Genomic DNA, 19,331 nt, shown 5'->3' with positions numbered 1-19,331 from the left:
AACATGGGAAAGACACTATTAAACGTTGAAGACCTGGTTGTAGCTTTTTCTATGTACCGGGGCGACACATTAAAAAAAGAAAACCTTGAAGTTATCCACTCACTATCACTGGACGTAAAAGAGGGCGAGATACTTGCTGTTGTTGGTTCAAGCGGATCAGGAAAGAGCATTTTGGCGAGCGCTGTCCTCGACCTTCTTCCTAAGAACGCGATTGTGAGCGGTAGGATCACATACGACGGGAAACCACTTTCCATGAAGACTACACCTGATCTTTATGGAAAAGAAATCTCTTTTATCCCCCAGTCTGTGGATTATCTTGACCCGCTTATGAAGGTTGGAAAGCAGGTTCAGGGCGTTAAAGGCAGCAAAGCCCGTCAGGAGGAGCTGTTTAAAAAGTACCGTTTAGGAAAGGATACAGAGAAAAAGTATCCGTTCCAGCTCTCAGGAGGAATGGCAAGGCGTGTGCTCATTTCAGGCGCTGTTATGGGAAATCCCAAGCTTATAATAGCCGATGAACCAACACCTGGTCTTGATCTTGAGCTTGCAATGGAGACATTAAAGCATTTCAGGACACTTGCTGATCAGGGAACAGGAATCCTTATGATCACACATGATATAGACCTTGCCCTTAACGTGGCGGACAGAATTGCAGTTTTTTACGCAGGAACAATAGTTGAGATTGCATCAACACAGGACTTTTTAAGTGGAAGAGATGCTCTTAGACATCAATACACAAAGGCTCTTTATGATGCGCTTCCACAAAACGGCTTTAAGCCAATACCAGGAGCTCAGCCCTATGCAGGAAGCCTTCCTTCGGGATGTCTTTTTGCAGATCGCTGTCCATACAGGGATGATGCCTGTGCCGGAGAGCAGCCAGAGCGTGAAGTAAGAGGCGGAAAGGTTAGGTGCGCTCATGCAACTTGAAGCAAAAAATGTAAGTTTTAGATATGACAAAAAAAGTCCCTGGGTTTTGATGGATGTTTCACTCTCTATCCAAGAAGGCGAGAGAGTGGGAATTGTTGCTCCATCCGGCTTTGGCAAGACAACTCTTGCAAGGATACTGGCAGGATATGAGAAACCATCAGAAGGCCAGGTGCTCATAGATGGAAAGGAGCTGCCTTCAAGGGGATTCTGCCCGGTGCAGCTTATCTATCAGCATCCGGAGCTTTCTGTAAATCCCAGGTGGAGAATGGAGAAGACGCTTAATGAGTGCTTTACTCCTGATGAAGCTCTTTTGGCTAAAATGGGAATTGAGAAGGAGTGGCTGCACCGCTGGCCTTCAGAACTCTCAGGAGGAGAGCTACAAAGATTCTGCATAGCAAGGATTCTTACACCGAAGACCAAAATCCTTATCTGCGATGAGATATCTACAATGCTAGACGTTATCACTCAGGCTCAGGTCTGGAATATCCTGCTTGATATAGCCAAAGAGCGAAACATGGGCATGGCAGTGATCACCCACAACAAGGCCCTTGCAGAGAAAGTCTGCACAAGAACCGTAAGACTTGACAAATAAATATACTTTATTGTAAACGTACGCAGCCGAGCTGAAAGTGTAGGTATAGCTCTGTTCACTCTGATATTTTTCAATGTGATAAATTGGACATAAAACACCCACAAAAGACTTGTTTCATACTTATTCAGAACACAAGTCTTTTGTGGGTTTATTTATATCCATTTATCATCATTTCAAAATAAATCGTTCACATCACTATGCCTACACTTTCAGCTCGGCTGCTGTTCTTGCAAAAAATTATTCTTTATATGTGTAGTAAACCATAAATCCATAAGTGCCCATAACTTTGGATGGAGCGATTTAGTATGAGCAATAGAGACAGTTAATATAAAATAAAAGCCTTGTTTTCTGTTTTGAATAAGCATGAAAGAAAACAAGGCGCATTATTTTATATTTACTGTGTCTTTGCGAATACTCCGAGATCTATCCGAAGTTATGGGCACTTCTGGATTTTATGCCACTCGCAAGAAAGTATATATTCTTGAATTGGTAATTTTTAGAATGTATATTATTATGAGGTGGAATCTATTTAAGGTTGGGTGAAGGCAATATGCCATTTTTATATGTAATAAATGTAAGTAAAAAAGATAGTCATAAGTTTGCAGAGATCACAGGATTTGAGGGAAGTGTCAGAGAGCTGGTTGTGCCGGATAGGATTGATGGCTATGTGGTGGAGGCCGTAGGAAATCATGCTTTTTCAGGAAGAGATGATATTGAAAGTGTTGTTCTTCCGAACACGATAAAGACTCTTTACGGGTTTGCTTTTCATAACTGCAGGAAACTAAGGAAGATAAGTCTTTTTGACAGTATTGATGACTATTATGACGGAGTATGCAGGCAGTGCGACTCTTTGTCTGATATTGAGATACATATAGAGAGGAACTGGTACGAGGTCATCCGAAACTTTCTTGCGGATAATGACAGGACTCTCAGATTTATGATCAAAAGAGATGGATTTACATCTTGTCTTGTTTTTCCTGAGTATGTCTACGATTTTTCTGAAAATACCATGGCAAGGACAATCCAGTTTTCCATTGGTGGCAGCGGGATGATCTACAGGGAATGCGTCGACAGAAGGAACGTTAACTACAGGGAGTATGACAAGCTTTTTGAAAAGGCCGTTATAGATGGAAACGCTGTTTCAGAAGATATAGCCATAGGAAGAGTTCTTTTCCCTTATGAGCTTGCTCCCGGGTACCGGGAAAGGTACGAGATGTTTATTAAGAAAAATGGCAGGAGCATTGTGGAAAGACTCATAAAAAATATTGAAAATAGTGGAGAAAATGCAGTTTTGGATGTTGATGAGGTTTCTCCGATGAATCTGATAAAAAAGCTGATCCCATTTTTGGATGATGAGGCCATGGATCATGCTATAAAGCTTACTTCAGAAAAGGGACTTACTCTATTGAGTGCAGTTTTGATTGGAAGCAAGAAGCCGCCTGTGGTGAGTGTTTCTAAATTTGAATTTTAATGGAAAATATTGAGGGTAAAGGGTGTTTGAAAAAGTATCTGTAGAAAAGTGTACATCATACGATAAAGAACTGGTGAAAAATAGCCTTGATAAGGCGATTGATGAGATAGATGGTCTTTCTTTTGTTAAGGAAGGCATGACTGTTGGACTTAAGCTTAACCTGGTAGGGGCAGCAGCGCCGGAAAAGGCGGTGACAACGCATCCTATGATTGTCAGAAGGCTCTGTGAGCGCCTGACAGAAATGGGGGCAAAGGTTGTCATTGGAGATAGCCCGGGAGGTGTGTTTAACAAAAGCTACGTCTTTGGAATTTATAAGGCATGCGGGCTTCTTGAGCTTGAAAAGGATTTTGACGGAAAGGTGAAGCTTAATGAAGACTTTTCGGAAAAAGATGCAGAGTTTGCAGATGCAGTCAGCATAAAGACTTTTACCTACACAGGCTGGCTTGATGATGTGGATGCTATCATTAATGTATCAAAGCTTAAGACTCACGCTATGATGGGCATGAGCTGTGCGGTTAAAAATATGTTCGGTACTATCCCCGGGGTTACTAAGCCTCAGTATCACATGAGATTTCCCGAGGAGAGGGCGTTTGCCAATGTCATGGTGGATCTCAATGAGTTTTTTAAGCCGCAGCTTTATATCGTTGATGCCATAGACGGAATGGAGGGCAATGGCCCTACAGCAGGGGACAAAAGGCATATCGGGGCGGTTCTGGCATCTAAAAAGCCCTATGCTCTTGATGTAGTCTGCGCTGATATAATTGGAATGGGCATCAGGGATGTTCCGACAATAATGGCTGCCTTTGAAAGAGGACTTGGGCCTGAGAGCATTGCAGATGTTGATATTGTTTCTTTATCTGATGGAGAGCATATTAAGGTAGCTGATTTTAAGAGGGCAACTATACATCAGTCAATTGACTTTAGTGGAGGCGGATTTGGTAATAAGATGAAATCCGTTTTGATAAAGCTCTTTTTACAGACAAGACCGCAGGTAAAGGCAGCAGAATGTGTTGGATGTAAAAAGTGCTATGAAACATGTCCTGCAGGGGCTATCACAATGGTTGAACGAAATGTAAAGGGGAAAGTTTTAATGATTCCTGAGATTGACAGAAGTAAGTGTATCAAGTGCTTTTGCTGTCAGGAGTTTTGCCCAAAGGGAGCTATGAAAGTACACGAAAATCCGCTCGGGAAATTTGTCAGCACAATATAATGAGAGCGATAATAAGCTTATGGTACAAGAAGAGATAAGTTACAGAGAAAAACTTGAAAAGATAGGAAGGCAGGTTCTTGAAGCCTCTAGGACAGAGCTTTATGTAGCCATGAGATTTATGGGGGAAGCTCTTTCATCACTGTCCTATGAGATGGATCTTTCAACGACAACTGTAGGTACTGATGCTGTGTCAATCAGGTATAATCCTACATACGTGTCATCTCTGTTTGTGGAGGAACCCGGGAAGTTAAACAGAACCTATCTTCACATGATACTTCACTGCATTTTCAGGCACATGTACACCTCGGCAAAATATGAGGATGTGGATCTTTTTGATCTGTGTGCTGATATAGTGGTGGAGATGATCCTTGATGGGATGGACTATCAGTGCATTTACAGGGTTACATCGGACTATCGCGAAAGGTGGTATGAGCGCCTTGAAAAAGAGCTTAAGGTCCTGACGGTAGAAAAGCTGTACAAGTTCTTTTCTGATCCTGAAAATAACATAGATATTTTGGAAATAGAGAAGCTTTCAAGAGAGTTTAAAATGGATGACCACAGCTTTTGGCAAAGACTTCCAAAAGATGACCAAAAGCCTGATGATAATGAGAAAGAAAAGCCTCCGATAGATGAGGATTTTGATGGTCCTTCCGGAAAAAATACAGACCAGAAAACTACGGAAAAGTATATAAATCCCAAAAGGCTTAAGGCTATACAGAACAAAGAAAAAGACTGGGAAAAGTCAGCAAAGCGCATGGAAACCGAGATAGAGACTATCGGCAAAAGACATAGCGACAAGCTCGGAAAACTGGAATGGATATTAAAGTATGAGAACACTTCACGTACGGATTACAGGGAGTTTTTGAACCGCTTTAAGGTGATCCGTGAAGAGGGCGGCATAGACATGGACAGTTTTGACTATGGCATGTACAGCTTTGGAATAGAGCACTATGGAAATATGCCTCTGATCGAGGAGAATGAGTTTAAGGAAGTCCGCAAGGTAAAAGAGCTGGTGATAGCTATCGACACTTCGGCGTCCTGTAAAGATGAGCTTGTTCAGCGTTTTCTTAATGAGACAGCAAGACTTCTTTTTACAGAGGAATCTTTTTTCCAAAAGATTAAAATACATGTTATCCAGTGCGATGATCAGGTTCAGAGGGATGAGCTTATTGACAGCGTAGAAGCAATGAAGAAATATGCGACCGGTATACATGTTGAAGGCGGCTATGGAACGGATTTCAGGCCTGTATTTGACTATGTGGATAAGTTGCAGTCGGCCGGAGAGTTTGAAAATCTCAAGGGCCTTATCTATTTTACTGATGGCTACGGCATCTATCCGGAAAAAGAAACTGCTTATGATACCGCATTTGTTTTTCCGCAGGATGGCGACTATGAGGATGAAAATGTTCCGGTATGGGCGATGAAATTGTATGTATGATTAAAGAGGAAGCAGATCATGAATATAGATGAAGCGAAAGTTGAAGTCAAAAATGCAGTGAGAGCCTATCTTGAAAAAGATGAGGTAGGACAGTATGAGATTCCTGTGGAGAGGCAGAGACCAATTCTTCTCATGGGACCTCCCGGAATAGGAAAAACTGCAGTTATGGAGCAGATAGCTCATGAGCTGGGAATCGGCCTTGTGTCATATACGATAACCCACCACACAAGGCAGAGCGCAATTGGCCTTCCAAAGATCACGGAAAAGAGCTTTGGTGGAAAAGAGTATTCTGTGACTGAGTACACCATGAGTGAGATCATTGGAGCTGTATATGAACAGATTGAAAAGTCCGGGGTGAAAGAGGGAATTCTTTTCCTCGATGAGATAAACTGCGTATCTGAGACGCTTGCGCCTACTATGCTTCAATTCCTGCAGTACAAGACCTTTGGATCACACAAGCTCCCTGAAGGCTACATAATTGTTACCGCAGGCAATCCGCCTCAGTACAATAAGTCAGTCAGGGATTTTGATATTGTAACTTTGGACCGAGTACGTCAGATCAACATTGAAGAAGATTTTGAAGCCTGGAAGGATTATGCCTACAAGGCGGGAGTTCATGGCTCTATTTTGGCTTATCTTGAGATCAAAAAAGATAATTTCTACAACATAAGTACAGATGTAAATGGCAGGAGCTTTGTGACAGCCAGAGGATGGGAAGATTTATCAAGGATAATCAAGGTTTATGAGAAACTTGGTATTGGTGTTGATGAGAACCTTACTGCCCAGTATCTGCAGAATAAGGAAATAGCGAGGGATTTTGCTACTTACTACGAGCTGTACAGAAGATACAATGAGCTTTACAAGATTCCTGATATTTTGGAAGGAAGGTTTCCTGAGGATAAGGAGACTTTACGAAAAGGATCTTTCGATGAGAAGCTCAGTATCATAGGTCTTTTGTCTGATAAGCTCATGGAAGAATTCAGAGATTATGCCCAGGATGAGGCTGTTCAGAAGGAGCTGTTTGAAATCATAAAAGTAGCAGGGAATGCTTTGGGTAATGACACTGACAGCGTGCGTGAGTATCTGGAAAACACAGCATCCTCAATGGAAAAAGAGACTGAGAATCAGCTTTCTATTGGCATGATCAGCAGAGAGGATGAGAGGATAAAGAGACTCACTGTTTCTTACCTGCGTGAGCTTTTGGAGAAAACCAGCCTGTCTGATGGTGATCAGTTTGAAGAGGCCAAGAAGTGGTTTAAGGAGAGAGAGGACGCAAGGCAGGCAAGGATTGTGGAGACCGGACGACATCTTACAAACAGCTTTGAGTTTTTGGAGCAGACCTTTGGAGATAAAGAGTCTCTGTCAGGAAGCCAGGAAATGGTTATTTTCCTTACGGAGCTATCAAGTGCTTACCACAGTCTTAAATTTGTCCGCGAGACCGGAAATGATGCCTACTATAAATACAATAAGCTTCTGCTTCTAAACGACAGAAAGCAGGAACTTAAGGATATTGTAAAAGAGCTTGTTTTGTAATATGGAAAGGAGTCGGTAAATAATTACTGACAAGGTGGTTACATGGAGAAGGTAAGACTTGGGATTATCGGTATTGGAGGAATGGGGACCAACCATGCGCGCAGCATTTTGGAAGGCAAAGTGCCTGACATGGTTTTGACTGCGGTGTCTGATACCAGGCCAGAAAGGCTTTCATTTGCAGAAAAAGAACTGTCAAAGGATCTGGCTCTTTATTCAGATGGAAAGGAACTGATCGACTCAGGAGATGTTGATGCGGTACTTGTAGCAACGCCGCATTATATGCATCCTGATTATGTGATCTATGCACTTTCTCACGGAGTTCATGCTATCACAGAAAAACCAGCGGGTGTATATACCAGGCAGGTAAAAGAGATGAATGAGGCAGCAGGCAAAAGTGATAAAGTTTTTGCCATAATGCTCAATCAGCGCACAAACTGTGTATACAGAAAGCTCCATGAGATGATAGAAAGTGGAGAACTTGGTGCGCTAAAACGTATGAACTGGATAATTACTGATTGGTACAGGACCCAGAGTTATTACGATGCAGCCGGTTGGAAGGCAACCTGGGCAGGCGAAGGCGGCGGAGTGCTTATCAATCAGTGCCCTCACCAGCTTGATCTGTTGCAGTGGCTCTGTGGTATGCCTGTAAAAGTGAGAGCTTTTTGTCACAATGCAAAATGGCATGACATTGAAGTTGAAGATGATGTTACAGCCTATATGGAGTTCGAAAACGGCGCTACAGGAGTCTTTGTCACTACTACAGGTGATGCTCCCGGAACAAACAGACTTGAACTTACTTTTGAAATGGGCAAGATAGTTTGCGAAGATGACAAGCTTATTTTTGACAAGCTTTCAGAGAGCGTTTTTGAGCATTGCAAACATGAAAAAGAGGGATTTAAAAAGCCAGATTGCACCAGAGTGGAGATTGAGACAGATGGACTCAATGAACAGCATGTTGGAGTATTAAAGGCATTTGCGGATAAAATCCTTGGAAAAGGAGAGCTTGTTGCAGAAGGAGTAGAGGGAATCAACGGGCTTACTCTTTCAAATGCGATGTACCTTTCATCCTGGCTTGATGAGACTATTGAGCTTCCGTTCGACGAAGACCTTTTTTTTCGAGAATTAGACAAAAGGATAGCAACATCGAAGCTGAAGGAAGATAAGGGAATAGTTTTTGATACTACAGGAACATACTAAAAGCGTATTGAAGATAGGCAAATGTTGGGTATAAGAAATCAGAAAATAGGGAGACAGATCATGAACAAAAAATACATTCTTACAGGCTTTGCAGATGAAATTGCACCTGAACTTGATAAACAGATAGAAGGAATAAAGGGACTTGGCATGAAGCATATTGAAATGCGCGGTGCTGACGGTAACAACCTTATTTTCCACAGCAACGAGAAGGTAAAAGAAATTAAGGAAAAACTGGATGCAAATGGAATATCGCTTTCAGCTCTTGGATCACCTCTTGGAAAGATCCAGATAACAGATCACTTTGAAAAGCATTTTGAAGAGTTCAAAAGGGCTGTGGAGATTGCGCATATGATGGAAACACCAAGGATCAGAATGTTCAGTTTTTATGTTCCTGAAGATAAACATGAAATTTATAAGGGGGAGGTCTTTGATCGCCTTGGGAAATTTGTAGACTATGCAAAGTCAGAAGAAATCCTTCTCCTTCATGAAAATGAAAAAGGAATCTATGGCGACAAGGCAGCAGAATGCCGTGAGCTTATGGATGAGTTCTATGGAGATAATTTCAAGGCTATATTTGATTTTGCGAATTTTGTTCAGGTAGGCCAGGATACGCTGGAAGCTTATGATCTTTTAAAGGACTTCATTGTCTATGTTCATGTTAAGGACGCTCTTTCAAACGATGGAAGCGTTGTTCCTGCAGGCCTTGGCGATGGAAATGTAAAGCTGATATTGACAAAACTTTTCGAAAATGGATTTGATGGATTCTTATCTCTGGAACCACATCTTTTTGATTTCGTTGGATTTGCTGATCTTGAGCAGAACAATGTTTCAATTGCGTCAGGCAAAGGCAGGAAGCTGTCAGGAATCGAAGCCTTTACCCTTGCTCACGATGCACTTATTAAGGTTTTGGGATAGATATAAGAAAGTTACAATATGGGAAGTCAGTAAGCCAAAAGAACCGTCCCAATGACTTCCAAAAAACAAAGAATAAACAAAAAATAAAAAAATTAAAAAAAATGTTTGACAAACATGTTAGACAATGCTAACATACATATTGTTAGCAAAAGCTAACAGTCAAATGACATACATAGTCATAAGAAATCTCCTACCTATTTCAGCCACGTCTTGCCAACGTGGCTGATTCTTTTTTATACAGCTCGTAGAGAGCTTTAATCTTAATAGAATTCCTGATATTAATTTTAATCAATAAAAGTGATTAATATCACCATGATGTAATTGTACAATATTGTGGTAACATAATATATATCAAAAAACATGAGCAATATTAATCTCTATTACGAAAATAAAGTCAACAAAGATGAACATAATTAATATCACCATAACAAAAAACATCAAGGAGAAAGCAATGAAAAACGTTAACAAGTATCAGCGTCAGTACTTTATGCCACCAAAAGCCACCTATGACTGGGTAAAAAAAGATTACCTTGATCATCCGCCAATCTGGTGCAGTGTTGATCTAAGAGATGGTAATCAGGCACTTATTGAGCCTATGAGCCTCGATGAGAAGCTTGAATTTTTTACCATGCTTGTTAACCTTGGATTTAAGGAGATTGAAATTGGATTTCCTGCTGCTTCTGAAACTGAGTTTGAGTTTGCCAGAACTCTTATCGAGAAGAACATGATTCCTGATGACGTTACAGTTCAGGTTCTTACTCAGGCAAGAGAGCACATCATAAAAAGAACTTTTGAAGCTGTAAAGGGCGCTCCAAGAGCCATCATTCACCTTTATAACTCCACATCTGTGGCACAGCGTGAGCAGGTGTTTAAAAAGAGCAAAGAAGAAGTAATGAAAATTGCTGTTGATGGCGCAAAGCTTCTTGATAAGCTTGCAAAAGAGACAACAGGCAATTTTTCCTTTGAATATTCACCGGAAAGTTTCCCGGGAACAGAAGTTGACTATGCAGTTGATGTTTGCAATGCTGTTTTGGATGTCTGGAAGCCAACAGTCAAAAATAAAGTAGTCATCAATATTCCTACGACTGTTGAAATTGCCATGCCACATGTTTTTGCAACTCAGGTTGAGTATATCAGCAAGAACCTAAAGTATCGTGATGCAGTAGTTCTTTCTCTTCATCCACACAATGACAGAGGTACAGGCGTCAGTGATGCTGAGCTTGGATGTCTTGCCGGAGCAGACAGAATAGAGGGAACGCTATTTGGAAACGGTGAAAGAACAGGAAATGTTGACATCGTTACTCTTGCAATTAACATGTATTCACATGGTGTTGATCCAAAACTTGATTTTAGTCATATCATAGAGGTTGGTGAAACTTATGAGCGCCTTACCAGAATGCACATATATGAGAGACAGCCATACGCAGGACAACTTGTATTTACAGCTTTTTCAGGATCTCATCAGGATGCTATTTCAAAAGGTTTTGCCTGGCATGAGCAGAAAAAAGATGGCGGAATCTGGTCAGTTCCATATCTGCCTATTGATCCAAAAGACCTTGGAAGAGAGTATGACGGCGATGTTATCAGAATCAACAGTCAGTCCGGAAAGGGTGGCGTAAGCTATATTCTTAAGACTAACTATGGTATGATGGTTCCTAAGGAAATGCAGGCTGATGTCAGCTACACTATCAAGGATATCTCTGACAGAGAGCACGCAGAGCTTTCACCTGCCAGAATCTATCAGATATTTGAGGACAAATATGTCCACAACGACAATGTATTCAAGATTCCTTCTGTTCACTTCAAACAGATCGATGGTATTTTGGCAGAAGTTACAATTGCTCATGCGGATAAAGAACATATTGTTGAGGCCAATGGTAATGGTCGTCTGGATGCTGTAAGTAACGCTATTAAGCAGTATTTTAACGTTAGCTATGAGCTTTCAACTTATGAGGAGCATGCTCTTTCAAGAGGGTCATCTTCAAAGGCCTGCACATATGTGGGCATTACCTTTAATGGCAAGAAGTTCTGGGGCGTAGGAATTGATGAGGATATTATCAAATCTTCAATCAACGCTCTTGTAATTGCAGTTAATCAGATTGATACAGTAAAAGACATCAAGAATAGCAAAGATGAAAGAATTAATTCTATCATCAATTACATACAGGAGAACTACCTGACAGTAACACTTGATGATCTTTCAAAGCAGTTTTATCTTTCAAAACCATATCTTTCAAAGTACATTAAGGAAAAATCCGGAATGACCTTTGGAGAGAATGTGAAGAGGATAAGACTTAATAAGGCCAGCACGCTTCTTCGTAACGGAAACATGAAAGTTGAAAAGGTTGCAGAGGCAGCAGGCTATCAGAATGTTGAACATTTCAACAGACTCTTTAAAAAGAAATATGGAATGACTCCTGTTCAGTACAGAAGTTCCAGATAAAAAAGTGCCTATGGCACTTTTTTTATATCATAGCTTGAAATACTTAGCTTGAAATACATAATTTGATAAAAGAAATCAAAGAATCTATAATTGAGTTCTGAGATCATAAAGATCGAATGTAGTGATAATTAAAGGCAGGATTTATATGAACAGCTCACTTGAGTTTTTGAACTTGATAAAAAATCAGTCCGGAAATAAGGAAAAAGCTAAAGAAAATAGACTGGTGGAAGAAGTAAAGAGCTATGATTTTGGTACCGTAATTGCAGTTATTGATACTGAGACCAACTGGAATGATGAAGTTATGAGTCTTGGTGTTGCTATAGCAGATGCGTCTACCTATAAACTTCTTGGAAAAAGATATTATGTCTTTGACCCGGAATGCCGTGTGGGCGGTATTTACTCCAATGTTATGTATTATGGCGAAATTAAAGGAAAATCAATGACCAGGTCAGATGCATTGGCTGATCTGAAAGCTTTTTTGAATAAAAATGGTATAGATAAAATTTTTGCTTACAATGCAAAGTTTGATTATAATCACCTTCCTGAGCTGCAGGAATTTGACTGGTACGACATTATGCGTATAGCTGCCTACAAGCAGTTCAACACATCTATTCCTGCGGAGCTTCCTTGCTGTAAAACCGGCAGATTAAAGACCGGGTATGGCGTTGAGCCGATCATGCATTTTTTAACAGGTAATAACAAATACCGTGAAGTTCATAACGCAGTATACGACGCTGTGGATGAGCTTAAGATCATAGAACTTTTAGGGCATCCAATCGAGACCTATGAGTGCGGACTGATTTGACTGGGGAGTGAAAGAGCAGATTTCGGATAATGGTCTATTTGAGCAATGATATGAAATGCGTAGAAGTGTTAAAAATGCTATGATAAAAGTGATACTTTATATGATTTGCAGATGTATCATTTTATCAGGAGGTGTGTTATGGAAGAAAAGAAAAAAAGTTGGGTGAACGTGCTTATCCTTGGAGTTTGTATTGTAGCTAGCTGCGGGCTGTTGTCATTTGGATTATCCCATTTCAGATCAGAAAGCAGCCATGTCATTTCTGCGACGGGAAGCGCAAGCGTTGATTTTGAAGCTGACATTATTATTTGGAGAGGCTCTTTTTCGTCAGTTGCATATACATCCCAGGAAGCCTATGCAAAAGTTAAGCAGGACGCTGATTACGTAAGACAGTACCTTTTGGATAACAATGTATCTGAAGATGAGATAGTTTTCAGCTCTGTTGACATCAGCAGAACCTACAGAGATATTTATGATGCTAACGGCAATTACACAGGCTCTGAGCCGGATGGTTATCAGCTTACCCAGAGCGTAACTGTTTCATCAGGCAATCTCGATAATGTTGAAAAGATTTCCAGAGATATTTCCACTCTTTTGGATAAAGGAGTTGAATTGACATCTGATTATCCTGAGTACTACTATTCAGATCTTGATGCCCTAAAACTTGATCTTATCGATAAAGCTTCAATAAATGCCAAGGACAGGATCGATATAGTTGCCGAGAACTCCGGCGCCAAGCTTGGAAAACTCAAAAATTCAAGCCTTGGAGTTTTCCAGATTACAGCTAAAAACTCAGGAACAAGCAGCTATTCCTACGACGGAGCCTTCGATACAAGCTCACGTTATAAGACTGCTACTATAACTGTCAGGTTGGAGTATGATCTGAAGTAAGCTGGACTCAATGAGAAAAGTTATTTGATGATGATTTAATGACATGATGTGATTTAGCGCAGACCATTATAAGGTTTGCGCTTTTTTCTGTGCTTAAATTCTGAATTTAGTTTATTTCTTAAGACATCCTTAAGATTTGCAGTAGAAATTCTTAAGATTGCGTGCTAAATATTTACTCGGTCAAAAGTTTATGATAAGTTCTTTTGGCTGATTATTAATTCTTGCCATCAGGCGACTGTTAATGCGAACAGCATGTCTAAAATGCTGTGATGAAATCTGGTGTTGGCAGTATCTCAAGTGTAAAGAACATTGTTGATAAAAATAGGAGGTGCTATAATTTTTAATGAGCGAAAAAAGTAATAAAGATGGTGGAAAGAAGCGGCTGGACTGGCATTCCGGCTTTGAAGGAGGGCTTAGATATAGCTTTAGAAACTATGCTGATGATATTGAAATAGAGAGAGAACATCTTCTTTCCAAAGAGCCTTTACGTATTGATTTTTTAATTGTAAAAAAGAATATTCAAATAGTAATTGATAATGATATAGGTAGAAGCTTTAGGAAATACAACATAATTGAGTACAAAAATCCTGACGATGCGCTCAATATCGATGTTCTATGGAAATGTATCGGTTATGGAGGAATCTATAAAGGACTTGGCAATGTTGTAGATGAAATAAAGGCTGACGAAATAACAATCACTATTTGTAGAAGCAGAAAGCCAATAAAGTTATTTGAACAGCTGGAAAATGACGGATATATAGTAACCAAGTTGTATCCGGGGATATATCAGATTAGTGGAATAATAATAGTTCCAATTTTGATTGTAGTTCTTTCTGAACTAAATGATAAAGAACTTAAGGCTCTTAAAATCATGATATCTAATGCGGATGAAGACGATATAAGGAGCTTCATTACGGAAATAAGTAAATTGGAAACACAAGGTGATAAGAACAATGCTGATGCTGTGCTTCAAATAAGTGCAAACATTAACAAGACAATATTTGAAAAGATACGAGGAGAAAAAGATATGTGTGAAGCATTGAGAGAATTAATGGCTGATGACTTAAAAAATGCAGAGAAACAGGGAATAGAACAAGGAGCTGATAAGCATATTGTTGAGCAAGTATGCAAAAAACTTATTAAGGGAAAAACTATTTCAACTATAGCTGAAGAGCTCGAAGAAACAGAAAGTACAATAAAAGATATAGTTTCATGTGCTGAAAAGCATGCTCCTGAATATGACATTGAAGCTGTTTATGCGGAATATAGGGAAAAGAAAAATACATAATAAACATGGGAAAAGTGGCGTAATGAAAAATACTGAACATGTAATTGATAAAACTGTTTACATAGCAGATGGCGCAAAAGTAATAGGTGATGTTTCGATAGGGAAGGACAGTGCTGTCTGGTATAACGCTGTAGTAAGAGGAGATTCTTGCAAGATTGCTATTGGTGAACGTACCAACATTCAGGACCTTGCCTGCCTTCATGTTGATAAAAAATATAAGCTTGTAGTTGGAGATGATGTCACTATAGGACATAGCGCAATAGTCCATGGCTGTGAGGTCGGAAACAGAGTTCTTATAGGTATGGGAGCCATCATAATGAACGGTGCCAGGATAGGAGATGACTGCATCATCGGTGCAGGGGCTCTTGTTACGGAAAATGTAGAGATACCTTCGGGTTCCATGGTTTATGGCTCTCCTGCAAAAGTAGTAAGACAGCTGACAGATGAGGAAAAGCAGGGGATACTGGACAATGCAGCCCTTTATGTGGAGCATGCAAGGAAGGCGATGGATAAAAGCTGTTAACTTTTCTATGAAATGGTAGTGGGAATTATTGTGTAATGAATAACCGGGAGATAAAAATGAATCAAAAAGAGAGAATGTTGGCAGAACTTCCTTACAAGGCATGGATGGACGGCTTAAGCGAGGAACGTCTTGAAAACAAAAAGAAGATATATAAGTACAATAATCTTGAACCTGGCGATTTTGAAGCTCAAGACAGGCTTATTAAAGAAATACTAGGTAAAACAGGAAAAAATATCAACATTGAAGCTCCTTTTCATTGCGACTATGGGTATAACATTGAGGTGGGTGAGAACTTTTTTGCCAATTATAATCTCACTATTCTCGATGTTGGAAAGGTGAAAATCGGTGACAATGCTCAGATTGCACCTAATGTTTCAATTTATACCGCTGGTCACCCTGTTCATCCAGACTCTCGCAATTCAGGTTATGAATATGGAATAGCAATTACTATCGGCGATAATGTTTGGATTGGCGGAAATACATGTATTCTGCCGGGAGTAACCATAGGAAACAATGTGGTGATCGGTGCGGGAAGCGTAGTAACTAAGGATATTCCGGATAATGTAATAGCTGCCGGTAATCCATGTAAGATAATCCGTGAAATTACTGAAAAGGATAGGGACTTCTACTATCGGGATCGTAGGTTTGATGTGGGGGATTATTGCTGAAGTAAGTAAATTAGAAAAAACAAGGTGATAAGAACAATGCTGATGCCGTGCTTCAAATAAATGCAAACACTAACAAGACGATATTTGAAAAGATACGAGGTGAGGAAGATATGTGCGAAGCGTTAAGAGAATTAATGGCTGATGACCTAAAAAAAGCAGAGAAACAGGGGATAGAGCTGGGAATAGAACAAGGAGCTGATAAGCATATTGTTGAGCTGGTGTGCAAAAAACTAATTAAGGGAAAAACTATTTCAACTATAGCTGAAGAGCTCGAAGAAACAGAAAGTACAATAAAAGATATAGTTTCATGTGCTGAAAAGTATGCTCCAGAATATGATAGTGAAGCTGTTTATGCGGACTATAGGGAAAAGAAAAATATATAATTTGAATATCAAAGAATACTTAAAAGCGTAGATATGATACAAAATCTACGCTTTTCCTTTTACTTAAATTTTGTATATAGTTAATTTCTTAAGAAAACCTTAAGAATTACAGTAGAAATTCTTAAGATTGCACACTTCATATTTACACAGTCAAGTGATTATGATAAGTTGGTTTGGCTGATTGTTTATTCTTGCCATCTGGCAACTGCTAATATGGGCAGCATGTCTTAAATGCTGTGTTATAAATCTGGTGTTAGCGGTATTTCAAATGCAAAGAAAGAACATTGTTGATAAAAATAGGAGGTGCTATAATTTTTGTGAGTAAGGAAAATAATATGGGTGATAGTAATCAGCGTCTGGACTGGCATTCTGGCTTTGAAGGCGGCCTAAGATACAGCCTTAGAAACTACGCTGATGATATCGAAATTGAAAGAGAGCATCTGCTTTCAAAGGAGCCCTTGCGAATTGATTTTTTAGTGGTAAAAAAGAACGAGCAGGTAGTAATTGATAATGATATAGGAAGAAGTTTTAAGAAATACAATCTTATAGAGTATAAAAATCCTGATGATGCTCTAAATGTAGATGTTCTGTGGAAATGTATAGGATATACAGGAATTTATAAAAATCTTGGAAATACTGTAGATGCAATAAAAACAGACGAAATAACAATAACTATATGCAGAAGCAGAAAACCGTTAAGCTTATTTAAACAACTTGAAAAGAGCGGATTTGTTGTAAGTAAGCTTTATCCGGGAATATACCAGATCAGCGGGATTGTTGTTATTCCTATTATGGTAGCGGTATTATCTGAGTTATATGATAAGGAATTAAATGCACTTAAAATCATGACTTCAAACGCTGATGAAACCGACGTAAGAAGCTTTATTGAAGAAGCGAGTAAGCTGAAAAGAAGCGGCGATAAAAGCAACGCCGATGCCGTCTTACAGATAAGTGCAAATGTTAACAGAACGATATTTGAAAAGATACGAGGTGAGGAAGATATGTGTGAAGCGTTAAGAGAATTGATGGCTGACGATTTAAAACAAGCAGAAAAGCAGGGATTAGAGCAGGGAATATTTGGCACTGTAGATATACTAAGAGGTATGAATGTGGATGATTCCACAATTATTAAGCGATTATCCGAGCAATATAAAATCTCAGAAGACAAAGCTAAGAAATATCTGGAATAAAAGATATAGATATAACTTATGTGAATTTGAGGGAATTTGAGGCGTGGGTTTTGACATAACAAAATCTACGCTTTTCTTTTTACTTAAATTTTGTATATAGTTAATTTCTTAAGAAAACCTTAAGAATTACAGTAGAAATTCTTAAGATTGCACACCTCATATTTACACAGTCAAGTGATTATGATAAGTTGGTTTGGCTGATTGTTTATTCTTGCCATCTGGCAACTGCTAATACGGGCAGCATGTCTTAAATGCTGTGTTATAAATCTGGTGTTAGCGGTATTTCAAATGCAAAGAAAGAACATTGTTGATAAAAATAGGAGGTGCTATAATTTTTAATGAACGAAGAAAACAATAACAGTAGTGAGAAAAGGCGTATGGACTGGCATTCCGGTTTTGAAGGAGGCTTAAGATATAGCTTTAGAAACTACACTAGTGATATTGAAATTGAAAGAGAACGTCTTCTTTCAAAACAGCCATTGCGGATTGATTTTTTGGTAGTGAAAAATAATACGCAAATAGTAATTGATAATGATATAGGTAGAAGTTTCAGAAAATACAATATAATTGAGTATAAAAATCCTGATGATGCGCTTGATATTGATGTACTTTGGAAATGTATAGGATATAGTGGGATTTTTAAGAGTTTAGGAAATTATGTAAATGAAATAAGGGCTGATGAGATTACAATTACAATATGCAGGATTAGAAGGCCCAATAAATTATTTAGACAATTAGATGATGAAGGATGTGTCGTAACGAGATTATATCCTGGAATATATCAGATTAGTGGAATAATAGTTGTTCCAATTTTAATAGTTGTGTTATCAGAATTAAAAGATAATGAACTTAATTCACTTAAGATAATGACTGCAAATGCTGATGAAGGCGATATAAGGAACTTCATCACAGAAGCAAGTAAATTAAAAGAGCAGGGCGATAAAAACAATGCTGATGCGGTACTACAGATAAGTGCAAGCGTTAATAAAACAATATTTGAGAAAATAAGGGGTGAAGAAGACATGTGTGAAGCTTTAAGGGAACTTATGGCTGATGATTTGAAGAATGCTGAAAAGCAAGGAATAGAGAGGGGCTTGGAACAGGGCCTAGAACAAGGGGTTAATAACACAAATGAACTATATGCATGGCTTTTTGAACAGAACCGGGCTGCGGATGTTCAAAGAGCAACCAAGGATCATGCATATCTGAATAAACTTATGGAAGAGTACAAGAAAAGAGCTCAGCGCTATAATTGCTGATAAAGATGCTACCATTGCCAAACTTCAAGATGAACTTGAAAAGTATAAAAGAAATACATAAAACGTTGGTATTAATGACAAACGTTATTTGTCATAGAGAATAGTAAATGATAGAGGAATACGAAAGCGTAGATATGATATAAAAACTACGCTTTTTTCTGTAATAATAAACAATATATGGTTTATAATTTTAATATAGAGTTTATTATTTGAGAGATTAAGGAAAAATGGTCTGTTCACAAATTCTTTATTGTGACAGACCATTGTGTGCTCAATGCCAGTTTCCTAGCTTAACTAAATAGAACTATTATGAGTAATCAGCTCAAATCAGCTAATCATGCGGATTTGAGCTGATTTTTGTCATGTGAATGGTCTGTCACCGGATTACAGTTCCAGTAACATAATTCATACAAAAAACTAAAAATATATATTGACATAGATATCAAAATGTGTGGCCCCATTCCTGATTACCACCAGGAATGGGGCCCCTTAATCAAGAACGTATTCGCATTCACTCATGATTAAGGAGGTACACATTATGAACAATTTCCCATCAGAAGTCAAGCAGACTCTGAACAATATCATCAATGATATGGCTGAGGTA

At 39.0% G+C, this 19,331-nt stretch carries 17 protein-coding genes; all 17 read left to right on the top strand.

Features of this window, described 5'->3' with window-relative positions:
- Positions 1 to 3 precede the first annotated feature (3 nt).
- The 17 genes from BM146_RS14780 to BM146_RS14700 all read left to right on the top strand — a co-directional run bounded on the left by BM146_RS14780 (position 4) and on the right by BM146_RS14700 (position 18,727).
- Positions 4 to 924, top strand: a complete 921-nt coding sequence (locus BM146_RS14780) for an ABC transporter ATP-binding protein (RefSeq protein ID WP_074890686.1) — start codon at positions 4 to 6, stop codon at positions 922 to 924.
- Positions 914 to 1,516, top strand: a complete 603-nt coding sequence (locus BM146_RS14775; protein WP_074890684.1) for an ABC transporter ATP-binding protein — start codon at positions 914 to 916, stop codon at positions 1,514 to 1,516. Before BM146_RS14780 ends, BM146_RS14775 begins: the two co-directional genes overlap by 11 nt.
- A gap of 550 nt (positions 1,517 to 2,066) precedes the next feature.
- A complete protein-coding gene (locus BM146_RS14770) occupies positions 2,067 to 2,987 on the top strand; it encodes a leucine-rich repeat protein (RefSeq protein ID WP_074890682.1) in 921 nt (306 codons plus the stop codon).
- A 22-nt stretch (positions 2,988 to 3,009) separates the two neighbouring features.
- Entirely contained in the window at positions 3,010 to 4,197 is a 1,188-nt protein-coding gene (locus BM146_RS14765; RefSeq protein ID WP_074890680.1) for a DUF362 domain-containing protein, read from the top strand.
- 19 nt (positions 4,198 to 4,216) lie between these two features.
- Positions 4,217 to 5,635 carry a vWA domain-containing protein gene (locus tag BM146_RS14760; protein WP_074890745.1) on the top strand — a complete coding sequence of 473 codons (1,419 nt, stop codon included), beginning with the start codon at positions 4,217 to 4,219 and terminating at the stop codon, positions 5,633 to 5,635.
- A gap of 18 nt (positions 5,636 to 5,653) precedes the next feature.
- Positions 5,654 to 7,168: an AAA family ATPase gene (locus tag BM146_RS14755; protein ID WP_074890678.1), complete on the top strand. Its 1,515-nt coding sequence runs from the start codon at positions 5,654 to 5,656 to the stop codon at positions 7,166 to 7,168.
- Positions 7,169 to 7,210: 42 nt separating this feature from the next.
- Positions 7,211 to 8,365: a Gfo/Idh/MocA family protein gene (locus BM146_RS14750; RefSeq protein WP_074890675.1), complete on the top strand. Its 1,155-nt coding sequence runs from the start codon at positions 7,211 to 7,213 to the stop codon at positions 8,363 to 8,365.
- A gap of 60 nt (positions 8,366 to 8,425) precedes the next feature.
- Entirely contained in the window at positions 8,426 to 9,280 is an 855-nt protein-coding gene (locus tag BM146_RS14745) for a TIM barrel protein (RefSeq protein WP_074890672.1), read from the top strand.
- Positions 9,281 to 9,731: 451 nt separating this feature from the next.
- The gene (locus tag BM146_RS14740; protein WP_074890669.1) at positions 9,732 to 11,723 is read left to right on the top strand and encodes a 2-isopropylmalate synthase; all 1,992 of its coding nucleotides are present in this window, start codon (positions 9,732 to 9,734) and stop codon (positions 11,721 to 11,723) included.
- Positions 11,724 to 11,868: 145 nt separating this feature from the next.
- Positions 11,869 to 12,528: a 3'-5' exonuclease family protein gene (locus BM146_RS14735; RefSeq protein ID WP_242949414.1), complete on the top strand. Its 660-nt coding sequence runs from the start codon at positions 11,869 to 11,871 to the stop codon at positions 12,526 to 12,528.
- Positions 12,529 to 12,666: 138 nt separating this feature from the next.
- Positions 12,667 to 13,416, top strand: coding sequence for an SIMPL domain-containing protein (locus BM146_RS14730; protein WP_074890666.1), 750 nt, complete (start codon positions 12,667 to 12,669; stop codon positions 13,414 to 13,416).
- Positions 13,417 to 13,759: 343 nt separating this feature from the next.
- Complete coding sequence (locus tag BM146_RS14725; RefSeq protein WP_074890663.1) at positions 13,760 to 14,704, top strand: hypothetical protein; 945 nt, start codon at positions 13,760 to 13,762, stop codon at positions 14,702 to 14,704.
- Positions 14,705 to 14,726: 22 nt separating this feature from the next.
- Entirely contained in the window at positions 14,727 to 15,227 is a 501-nt protein-coding gene (locus BM146_RS14720) for a gamma carbonic anhydrase family protein (RefSeq protein ID WP_074890661.1), read from the top strand.
- Positions 15,228 to 15,283: 56 nt separating this feature from the next.
- Positions 15,284 to 15,895, top strand: a complete 612-nt coding sequence (locus BM146_RS14715; RefSeq protein ID WP_074890658.1) for a sugar O-acetyltransferase — start codon at positions 15,284 to 15,286, stop codon at positions 15,893 to 15,895.
- Between the two features lie 110 nt (positions 15,896 to 16,005).
- Complete coding sequence (locus BM146_RS14710; RefSeq protein WP_143087503.1) at positions 16,006 to 16,278, top strand: hypothetical protein; 273 nt, start codon at positions 16,006 to 16,008, stop codon at positions 16,276 to 16,278.
- Positions 16,279 to 16,595: 317 nt separating this feature from the next.
- A complete protein-coding gene (locus BM146_RS14705) occupies positions 16,596 to 17,468 on the top strand; it encodes a hypothetical protein (RefSeq protein ID WP_143087502.1) in 873 nt (290 codons plus the stop codon).
- A gap of 338 nt (positions 17,469 to 17,806) precedes the next feature.
- Positions 17,807 to 18,727 carry a hypothetical protein gene (locus BM146_RS14700; RefSeq protein WP_074890652.1) on the top strand — a complete coding sequence of 307 codons (921 nt, stop codon included), beginning with the start codon at positions 17,807 to 17,809 and terminating at the stop codon, positions 18,725 to 18,727.
- The last annotated feature ends 604 nt before the right edge of the window (positions 18,728 to 19,331 follow it).

The sequence above is a fragment of the Butyrivibrio proteoclasticus genome, assembly GCF_900115735.1.
Classification (GTDB): domain Bacteria; phylum Bacillota; class Clostridia; order Lachnospirales; family Lachnospiraceae; genus Butyrivibrio; species Butyrivibrio proteoclasticus_B.
The sequence above is the reverse complement of the archived record's forward strand: the minus strand, read 5'-3'. Positions and strand labels throughout refer to the sequence as shown.

Coding starts and splice junctions, on each gene's coding strand:
- BM146_RS14780 (WP_074890686.1), top strand. CDS start 4: ATGGGAAAGACACTATTAAACGTTGAAGACCTGGTTGTAGCTTTTTCT.
- BM146_RS14775 (WP_074890684.1), top strand. CDS start 914: ATGCAACTTGAAGCAAAAAATGTAAGTTTTAGATATGACAAAAAAAGT.
- BM146_RS14770 (WP_074890682.1), top strand. CDS start 2,067: ATGCCATTTTTATATGTAATAAATGTAAGTAAAAAAGATAGTCATAAG.
- BM146_RS14760 (WP_074890745.1), top strand. CDS start 4,217: ATGGTACAAGAAGAGATAAGTTACAGAGAAAAACTTGAAAAGATAGGA.
- BM146_RS14755 (WP_074890678.1), top strand. CDS start 5,654: ATGAATATAGATGAAGCGAAAGTTGAAGTCAAAAATGCAGTGAGAGCC.
- BM146_RS14750 (WP_074890675.1), top strand. CDS start 7,211: ATGGAGAAGGTAAGACTTGGGATTATCGGTATTGGAGGAATGGGGACC.
- BM146_RS14745 (WP_074890672.1), top strand. CDS start 8,426: ATGAACAAAAAATACATTCTTACAGGCTTTGCAGATGAAATTGCACCT.
- BM146_RS14740 (WP_074890669.1), top strand. CDS start 9,732: ATGAAAAACGTTAACAAGTATCAGCGTCAGTACTTTATGCCACCAAAA.
- BM146_RS14735 (WP_242949414.1), top strand. CDS start 11,869: ATGAACAGCTCACTTGAGTTTTTGAACTTGATAAAAAATCAGTCCGGA.
- BM146_RS14730 (WP_074890666.1), top strand. CDS start 12,667: ATGGAAGAAAAGAAAAAAAGTTGGGTGAACGTGCTTATCCTTGGAGTT.
- BM146_RS14725 (WP_074890663.1), top strand. CDS start 13,760: ATGAGCGAAAAAAGTAATAAAGATGGTGGAAAGAAGCGGCTGGACTGG.
- BM146_RS14720 (WP_074890661.1), top strand. CDS start 14,727: ATGAAAAATACTGAACATGTAATTGATAAAACTGTTTACATAGCAGAT.
- BM146_RS14715 (WP_074890658.1), top strand. CDS start 15,284: ATGAATCAAAAAGAGAGAATGTTGGCAGAACTTCCTTACAAGGCATGG.
- BM146_RS14710 (WP_143087503.1), top strand. CDS start 16,006: ATGTGCGAAGCGTTAAGAGAATTAATGGCTGATGACCTAAAAAAAGCA.
- BM146_RS14700 (WP_074890652.1), top strand. CDS start 17,807: ATGAACGAAGAAAACAATAACAGTAGTGAGAAAAGGCGTATGGACTGG.